This window comes from Dehalococcoidales bacterium (assembly GCA_028717385.1).
Classification (GTDB): Bacteria; Chloroflexota; Dehalococcoidia; order Dehalococcoidales; family CSSed11-197; genus CSSed11-197.
In genome coordinates this window covers 39208-47483 of sequence record JAQUNW010000007.1, presented here as the reverse complement: position 1 = coordinate 47483, position 8276 = coordinate 39208, and the positions used below count along the sequence as shown (strand labels likewise).

The window sequence follows — 8276 nt, the reverse complement described above, 5'->3', positions numbered from 1 at the left end:
CACCCACTACACGGATGCTGCCATAATTGCCGAAGTGAGCAAGAACCTGGGTTCTGCTATGCCCGGGCTGGATGTCAGCAAGCTTGACGAAAAAGAACGTATGTCTCACAGGGGTTGGTAATAGAATATTTTAAGGATGTGATTATTGAATAAAATATCCACTGAAGATCTTTCTGACCTGCTAGATATTCTTCCACCTCATATACACAAGCCACTGGTTGAACAGGATGATATTAATTCCCTGCTTGAAGTAGTAATGGATCTGGGTAGACCTCCCAGCGCCCGATTTCCCGGTCGAGAAATTGATTTATCTGCACGTGAGGTAATCCAGGAGGATATTGATTATGTAACCAATCGCATTGGAGCGTTCGGTGATGATAACCGTGCTGGTATTGAACGTACCCTGCATCGTATTTCTGCTATTCGTAACCGGGCAGGGAAAATTGTAGGTTTAACCTGCCGCGTAGGAAGAGCAGTATTTGGCACAATCAGGGTAATAGAAGACCTCGTTCAAAGCGGCAAGAGCGTGCTGCTTCTTGGCCGCCCCGGTGTTGGAAAAACCACTATGCTGCGTGAAGTTGCCCGAGTGCTAGCCGATTATGCCGGTAAAAGAGTAGTGGTGGTTGACACCTCGAATGAAATAGCCGGGGATGGGGATATCCCCCATCCCGCAATTGGCAGAGCGAGAAGAATGCAGGTTGTGACACCTACCATGCAGCATTCCGTAATGATAGAAGCTGTTGAAAACCATATGCCAGAAGTAATCGTCATAGATGAAATTGGCACAGAGCTGGAAGCTCTCGCTGCACGTACTATTGCTGAAAGAGGCGTTCAGCTGGTAGGCACTGCTCATGGCAATACACTGCAAAACCTTATGTTAAATCCAACCCTCGCAGATCTTATTGGCGGTATCCAGGCAGTAACTCTGAGTGACGAAGAAGCCAAACGACGCGGTACGCAAAAGACAATCCTTGAAAGAAAAGCCCCTCCAACTTTCAATATAATTGTAGAAATCCAGGATCGTGACCTTGTTGCCGTCCATCCCGACGTAACCGTAGCGGTAGACGGCTTATTGTCTGGACAGGAAGTCCCCCAGGAAATTCGTTCATTAGATGAAAATAATGAGGTTAAAATCGAACACATCGAGCCAGCCAGGACTCCTCATAGAGGCACCTCAAAAACTCCCTCAATCCCTGTACCTGACCAGGCTATTCCGGGAATGTATTTGTTTGGCGTTAACCGTGAAAGACTCGAAGCAACCGCTCGAGAGCTTCACATTCCGATGAATATTGTGAGCAATCTATCCCAGGCCGATATCCTGGTTACCTCAAAAAGCTACTACCAGCGCAAACCGCAAAAAATACGTGATGCTGAAGCGGCTAATATCCCTATCTATGTGCTAAGAAAACACTCCAGCTCCCAGTTTAGGCAGTTTTTACTTACACTTGATAAAAGAAGCCACATTACAGAGGAGCTACCGATTACAGAAATTGCAATCCGTGAAGCTGAAGAAGCAGTATCCCGGTTAATAAGTGGCGAAGATGAAATAGAACTCAGCCCGCGCAGTTCGTATATAAGGCGTTTGCAACATCTGATTGCAGAAAGAAATCATCTTGCGAGCCATAGTGTGGGAAGCGAACCACGGAGAAGGGTGCGTATTACCCGAGGGGCAGGTCAATGAACAAACCAGCTTCTTTTTTTATTACCTTCGAAGGCCTTGATGGTTGCGGAAAAACCCTGCAATCAAAGCGTCTGCACGAATATTTGAAAAGCGCTGATAGAAAGGTACTTCTTTTACATGAACCCGGCTCAACGCCACTTGGGGAAGAAATCAGCCGTCTGGTAAAATGGCACAACACTACTGATCTGAGCCCAATTACTGAACTTTTTCTTTTCAACGCCTCACGCGCTCAACTGGTGCAAGATACAATAAAACCGGCATTGGCAGAAGGTTCTATTGTGATTGTAGATCGTTTCACCGATTCTACGCTTGTTTATCAGGGTTACGGCCGTGGCCTTGATCTTGAATTGATACGACAAGTAAACGACATTGCCTTGCAAGGATGCCAGGCAGATCTTTCAATATTACTCGATATCCCGCTGGAAGTAGCCAACCTCCGGCGGAAAAAAACAAGCGATCGGTTCGAATCGGAAAAATCTGCTTTCCATCGCAAGCTAAGAGCAGGTTATCTGGAACTGGCAGAAAATGAGCCTGAACGATGGATGGTGATTGATGGCACCCTTGAGGTAGATATTATCACGAGTATTATCACCGAAAAAGTAACCTTGCTGCTCGAAACCACAGAGGAATAATGTCCGGCAGAAAAGTTGCTGTAGCAATCAGCGGAGGATTGGATTCTGCCGTTTGCGCAGCTCTTTTAATAAAACAGGGTTATCAGGTTGTGGGTGTTACCATGCACCTCACTAATTCGAGCGCAAAATCAGTCATCGATAATGCCCGTTCAGTTGCCAGCACACTGAACATCCCTCATCATGTTATAGATTTTTCGGCGGCTTTCGAAGAAAAGGTTGTAACGCCCTTTTGCCAGCATTACACATCTGGAAAAACTCCAAACCCTTGCGTTGCCTGTAATTATTACCTGAAATTTGGCTTACTCCTCGACTATGTTAAGCAGATAGGTGTCGACTTTCTTGCCACTGGCCATTATGCCCGCATCGTAAAACATGATTCCGGTTTAAGTTTATGTAAAGCTATCGATACGTTTAAGGATCAAACCTATTTTCTTTACACTCTCAAGTCAGGTATTTTACCCAGTTTGCTCTTCCCGATTGGCAATCTGTATAAAAGAGAAGTTGCAATACTTGCCAAAGAGCTTTCCCTCCCGGTACCGGTTAACGAAGGAAGTCAAGATATCTGCTTTATGTCCGGCGCTAACTATCGTACATTTCTAAGCTCTCGCCTTTCCACGTTACCCGGAAAAGTTTACGACATTTCAGGCCAGGAACTTGGAGTTCACTCAGGAATATCCAATTATACTATCGGCCAACGCCAGGGCCTCAATTTTGGGCAAGCTGAAAAGCTTTACGTAGTTGAAATAGATCAAGCTGCCAACAGCATTATTATCGGCCCCGAGAGTTATCTTAGAAAAACCCGGCTGTTTGCTGATTCGATCAATTGGATTTCAGGTTCTTTTCCCCACAATAAATTGGACATAACTGCAAAAATAAGATACGGTTCAACGGAGACACCGGTAAATCTTGTACCCAGTGCAGACATCCTCGAGGTAGAGTTTGCTTCTCCGGTCAAGGCAGTAACTCCGGGCCAGAGTATTGTTTTTTACTATGGAGACGAGCTGCTGGGCGGTGGTATAATCCGAGCGTAAGATGCAATGGCAAAAAACAATCCAAGTTACCATTACGAATACCTTTTCACCAAACAAGGCTTTAGCCTGATAGCTGGTATTGACGAAGCCGGCCGTGCTCCCCTTGCAGGCCCTGTGGCTGCTGGTGCAGTGATTCTGGATCTTTCTGCTATCCATCCCTGGCTTGCAGATGTGCAGGACTCCAAGCTTGTCAGCGCCAGAATGCGTCAAAAATTAGAAAGCATTATTCAACGAGAAGCCATAAGCTGGGGAGTAGGGATGGTTTCCAGCGCAGAAATTGACAGTTTCGGCATCGCCCGCGCTGCCCGTCTCGCCATGAAAAAAGCCGTTAGCCTGCTTAAACCGCCACCCCAGGCGATTCTGGTTGATTATTTCAGACTACCGGAAGTCAATCTCCCTCAGCGAGGCATCACCCGGGGAGATAGCCTTTCTTATTCAATCGCTTGTGCGTCTATTCTAGCCAAGGTTGCTCGCGACCGTTTGATGGAAGAAATGGATGAACGGTATCCCGGTTACGGCTTCTGCCGCAACAAAGGCTATCCGACACACGAGCATTTGGAAGCCTTGAAGAAACGAGGCCCCTGTCCGATTCATCGAATTTCTTTTCGTCCGTTAAAACCTCAGCTTGGTATGGAGTCATGACTTCAAAGGAAACTGGAGCACTAGCAGAAAAAATTGCTGCGAAGTACCTTTCCCGTAAGGGCTATTGTATACTTCACACGAATTACCGTAATAGTATCGGGGAAATTGATATCGTTGCTATGCACGGCTCTACCCTGGTATTTGTAGAAGTGAGAAGCAAAACTGGCAAGGGATTCGGATTGCCTCTCGAATCAATAACCCGCACCAAATCATCCAAGCTCATCAAAGTAGCTGAAGGCTATATAAACCAGTATCCGAATTCCCCTGAGGACTGGCGAATAGACGCAATCGGCGTGTTGTTTTCGCAAGAAGAAACTAATCCCCGCATCACTCACATACCCGGTGCCATCGAACGACCCGACGGTTTTTAGTCTATAACTCTATTTATGTTAAAATAATTGACTTTACTACTATGAATGAAGAATACGGTATAAATTTACCCTCTGGTATATTCAGGATGCTTGATGCCAGCTTAAACCGTGCCGCCGAAGGTTTAAGGGTTCTCGAAGACGTCGCTCGGATGGTCTTAAACGAAGCAGAGCTCACTCATGAGCTTAAAAATATACGTCACGGACTTGAGCTGTCTATACCTTTTCGGCCAGTATTGCTGTCTAAGCGTGATTCACAAAACGATGTCGGTCAGGTTAGTTCTGGTGGTGGCTCGGCTGAGCATGGAGATATATTTTCAATCGTTACTGCCAATGCTCGCCGTTGCGAACAAGCTCTTCGGACCATAGAAGAAATTGCCAGACTACCAGACTCCAATATGAAAAGCAGTACTTTTGAAAATATGCGTTTTAAGCTCTACAGCCTTGAGAAAGACATAGTCTCTCGTATATTACGCAGACAAAAGCAAAGTCGGATAAAAGGTCTTTATGTAATTCTCGATTCTACCCTACTGGGCGGACGAAGCCATATGGATATGGCTAAAATGCTCCTTGAAGCCGGTGTAAAAACCATCCAGTTGCGGGAGAAAAATATGCCGGGCGGCAAATTCCTGAAACTAGCTTGCTCTCTGGTAAAATTATGTGATTCCAATAACGCCATGCTTGTTATTAATGATCATCTTGATATTGCTCTGGCAAGCGGTGCCGGAGGGCTGCACCTAGGTCAGGAAGATATTCCATTATCCATAGCTCGGAAACACCTGCCAATCGATACCATTATCGGAGTTTCGGTGGATTCTGTTGAGCAGGCAAAGAAGGCAGAACAGAATGGTGCCGATTACATTTCCCCGCAAGCAATATTTGAAACTCATAGCAAAGCTTGCCCCCCAATCGGGCTCAACGCCTTCCGGGCTATTCGCAACGCTGTTTCAATCCCTATAGTTGCTATCGGTGGCATAAACATAGATAATATAGCTCTTGTTATTGAAGCTGGCACAGACGCCGTAGCGGTGATATCTTCGGTTACACTTTCCCCGGAGCCTGATCAGGTAGCCAGGGAGTTGTCGAAAAGGTTCAACCAGTCTACTATAAGCTAAACATTAACCTGGAAAATACCTTAACTATTCCGGGTTATTAGAATATATATTATTTAAGGAGGATTAATTTGGAGCTGGTTATTGCATTATCAGCGGGTCTATTAGGGGTTATTGTAGCCGGCCTGATGGCTCAGTTCGTGCTAAAACAGCCCCAGGGCACGAAAGCAGTCCGCGATATTTCTGCTGCCATTAAAGAAGGCGCTCTCGCCTTTTTAGGAAGAGAATACCGAGTACTGGCAGTTTTCGTGGTTGCGGTAACACTTATCCTGGGTTTCGTACCAATGCTTGGATGGTGGGTTGCCATCAGTTTTATTTTTGGAGCGGTTTGTTCCGGCTTGGCTGGTTTTATCGGCATGAGTATCGCCATTCGGTCAAATTCGCGCACCGCCACTGCCGTTCAGCATGGTTTAAACCATGGCCTCAAGGTATCCTTCCGCGCTGGCGCGGTAATGGGTATGAGCGTTGTCGGTATTGGCATGCTGGGGCTTACAGCCCTTTATTTTGCATTCAACGGTAATGCCGATTTTACCCAGATAATTCCCGGTTTTGGCTTCGGTGCTTCCTCGGTAGCTATATTTGCCCGTGTTGGTGGTGGTATTTATACCAAGGCAGCTGACACCGGAGCCGATATAGTTGGTAAAGTGGAATCAAACATACCAGAGGATGATCCCCGCAACGCAGCTGTTATTGCAGACTTCGTTGGCGATAACGTTGGTGATGTTGCAGGTATGGGAGCTGATCTTTTTGAATCGTATGTCAGCTCAATCATCGCCACTTCTGCCCTGGCAAGTATTGCAGTAATGTCTCCAGCGCTTGAAAAAGCGCTTGTTCCCACTCAGGAAGCTGGCTGGTTCCTTCCGCTTTTGGTTTCGGCCGGCGGTATCCTGGCATCCATTATTGGTATATTCTTCATTCGTGTTGGAGAAAAACTGGAAATGACCGCCCTGTTAAACGCATTGCGTCGCGGTACTATTGTAAGCTCAGTCCTGGCTGCCGGCTTTTCTTACCTGGCAGTCTGGCTGCTGGATGCCGATATTAGAATATTCTGGGCGATTATCATAGGCCTTGTCGCCGGGATTCTGATTGGCGAAAGCACCAACTATTTTACTTCTTATGTATACAAACCGACTCTTAAGATTGCAGAAGCTTCACAAACCGGCGCAGGCACAAATATCATCGCCGGTTTTGGCAATGGTCTCCTCAGCGTATTGCCGCCTATAATTATTATTGGGATTGCAGTTATAGCGGCCTACAAGCTTGGTGATATATACGGTGTAGCTATCGCCGGCGTAGGTATGCTGTCAACTCTGGGTATTCAGGATGCCACCGATGCATATGGACCAATTGCGGATAATGCAGGCGGCATTGTTGAAATGAGCGGGCTTCCTCATGAGATCCGCGAACGCACTGATGCTCTGGATTCCCTTGGTAACACAACCGCTGCTACTGGTAAAGGTTTTGCTATTGGCGCAGCTGGTCTAACGTCTCTGGCGCTACTGTTTGCGTATGCAGAAACTGTCGGCATTACTGCTGAAGGAATCAACCTTCTTCAACCAGAAGTGTTGGTTGGTATGTTTCTTGGGGCACTCCTGCCAGCCATATTCTGCGCATTAACTATGGATGCAGTAGGCAAAACCAGTTTCTCTATCGTTAATGAAGTTCGACGTCAATTCAAAGAAATTCCCGGCCTCATGGAAGGGACTGGCAAGCCAGAATATGCAAAATGTGTAGATATTTGCACCAAAGATTCCATTAAGAAAATGGTAATGCCGGGCTTGATAACCATTCTCTCCCCGGTAGTGGTGGGCATTGTTCTTGGCCCAGTAGCCTTGGGAGGGTTCCTCGGCGGGGCTATTTCTACAGGTCTTATCCTGGCAATCACGTTTGCCAATGCTGGTGGATCCTGGGATAATGCCAAAAAGTGGATTGAGACTGGTGCTTATGGCGGCAAGGGATCAGCAGCTCATAAAGCGGCAGTAGTTGGAGATACCGTGGGTGACCCAATGAAGGACACTTCTGGCCCAGCTCTCAACATCATGATCAAGCTGATAAGTATAATCTCGGTGGTTCTTGCTCCGGTAATTGCCAGCTTTGGCGGGCTTTTCTAAACCCAACCATCAAGATAAATATTACCCCGGCTTTCGGCCTCAATCGTAGTACTGGGGCCATGGCCGGGGTAAACTTTTATTGATGGGTCCATCTTCATAACCTTGTGCAGGCTTTCTGTGATCTGATTTTGGTCACCGCCAGGTAAATCACATCTGCCGATACCTCCAGAAAAAAGCAAATCGCCAGTAAACAAAATTCCTTCACTCTTTAAACAAATGCTTCCCTGTGAGTGGCCAGGTGTATGAATAACTACAAATTCGATACTGCCAACTTTAATAACGTTCCCATCGACAAGTAATTCGTCCGGTTCAATTTTTGTGTTATCTTTTATGCCCAGCATCATACGTAATAATCGACTATTGACTATTTCCAAGTCACCCGCGTGCATTGCAATTAAAGCTTTGGTGTTTTCTTTTAATTCTTTAACACCGGCGCAATGATCCGGATGGCCATGTGTTAGCACGATTTTTTCAACTTGCATATTCATCTGCCGGGTCTTTTTAATAATACGTTGCACCTCATCCCCGGGATCAATTACGATCCCTTTCCCGGAACACTCACACTTGAGTAAATAACAATTGGCGCCGAATGCACCAACAACCAAACTCTCTATGAACATATACCATCTCCCCTGCTCTATTTGCCGTTGATGATAACACCGGTTTCAGCGATGGATCAAATTGAATTTTCTTTGACAC

At 46.3% G+C, this 8276-nt stretch carries 8 protein-coding genes; 7 read left to right on the top strand and 1 reads right to left on the bottom strand.

Annotated features, from left to right (window positions below):
- Positions 1–145: 145 nt before the first annotated feature.
- The 7 genes from PHX29_03190 (at position 146) to PHX29_03160 (ending at position 7577) form a co-directional block, all read left to right on the top strand.
- The gene (locus PHX29_03190; protein ID MDD5604901.1) at positions 146–1681 is read left to right on the top strand and encodes an AAA family ATPase; all 1536 of its coding nucleotides are present in this window, start codon (positions 146–148) and stop codon (positions 1679–1681) included.
- On the top strand, positions 1678–2313 hold the full coding sequence (tmk, locus tag PHX29_03185) for a dTMP kinase (GenBank protein MDD5604900.1): 636 nt from the start codon (positions 1678–1680) through the stop codon (positions 2311–2313). Before PHX29_03190 ends, tmk begins: the two co-directional genes overlap by 4 nt.
- Positions 2313–3344 (top strand): tRNA 2-thiouridine(34) synthase MnmA, encoded by a 1032-nt coding sequence (mnmA, locus tag PHX29_03180; GenBank protein ID MDD5604899.1) that lies wholly within the window; start codon positions 2313–2315, stop codon positions 3342–3344. The genes tmk and mnmA overlap by 1 nt, the downstream gene beginning before the upstream one ends.
- A gap of 6 nt (positions 3345–3350) precedes the next feature.
- Entirely contained in the window at positions 3351–3986 is a 636-nt protein-coding gene (locus PHX29_03175) for a ribonuclease HII (GenBank protein ID MDD5604898.1), read from the top strand.
- Positions 3983–4357 carry a YraN family protein gene (locus PHX29_03170; protein ID MDD5604897.1) on the top strand — a complete coding sequence of 125 codons (375 nt, stop codon included), beginning with the start codon at positions 3983–3985 and terminating at the stop codon, positions 4355–4357. The genes PHX29_03175 and PHX29_03170 overlap by 4 nt, the downstream gene beginning before the upstream one ends.
- 41 nt (positions 4358–4398) lie before the next feature.
- Complete coding sequence (thiE, locus tag PHX29_03165; protein ID MDD5604896.1) at positions 4399–5469, top strand: thiamine phosphate synthase; 1071 nt, start codon at positions 4399–4401, stop codon at positions 5467–5469.
- Between the two features lie 68 nt (positions 5470–5537).
- The gene (locus tag PHX29_03160) at positions 5538–7577 is read left to right on the top strand and encodes a sodium-translocating pyrophosphatase (protein ID MDD5604895.1); all 2040 of its coding nucleotides are present in this window, start codon (positions 5538–5540) and stop codon (positions 7575–7577) included.
- Here the strand turns inward: PHX29_03160 and PHX29_03155 are convergent.
- Positions 7574–8197: an MBL fold metallo-hydrolase gene (locus PHX29_03155; GenBank protein MDD5604894.1), complete on the bottom strand. Its 624-nt coding sequence runs from the start codon at positions 8195–8197 to the stop codon at positions 7574–7576. The genes PHX29_03160 and PHX29_03155 overlap by 4 nt on opposite strands.
- Positions 8198–8276 lie beyond the last annotated feature (79 nt).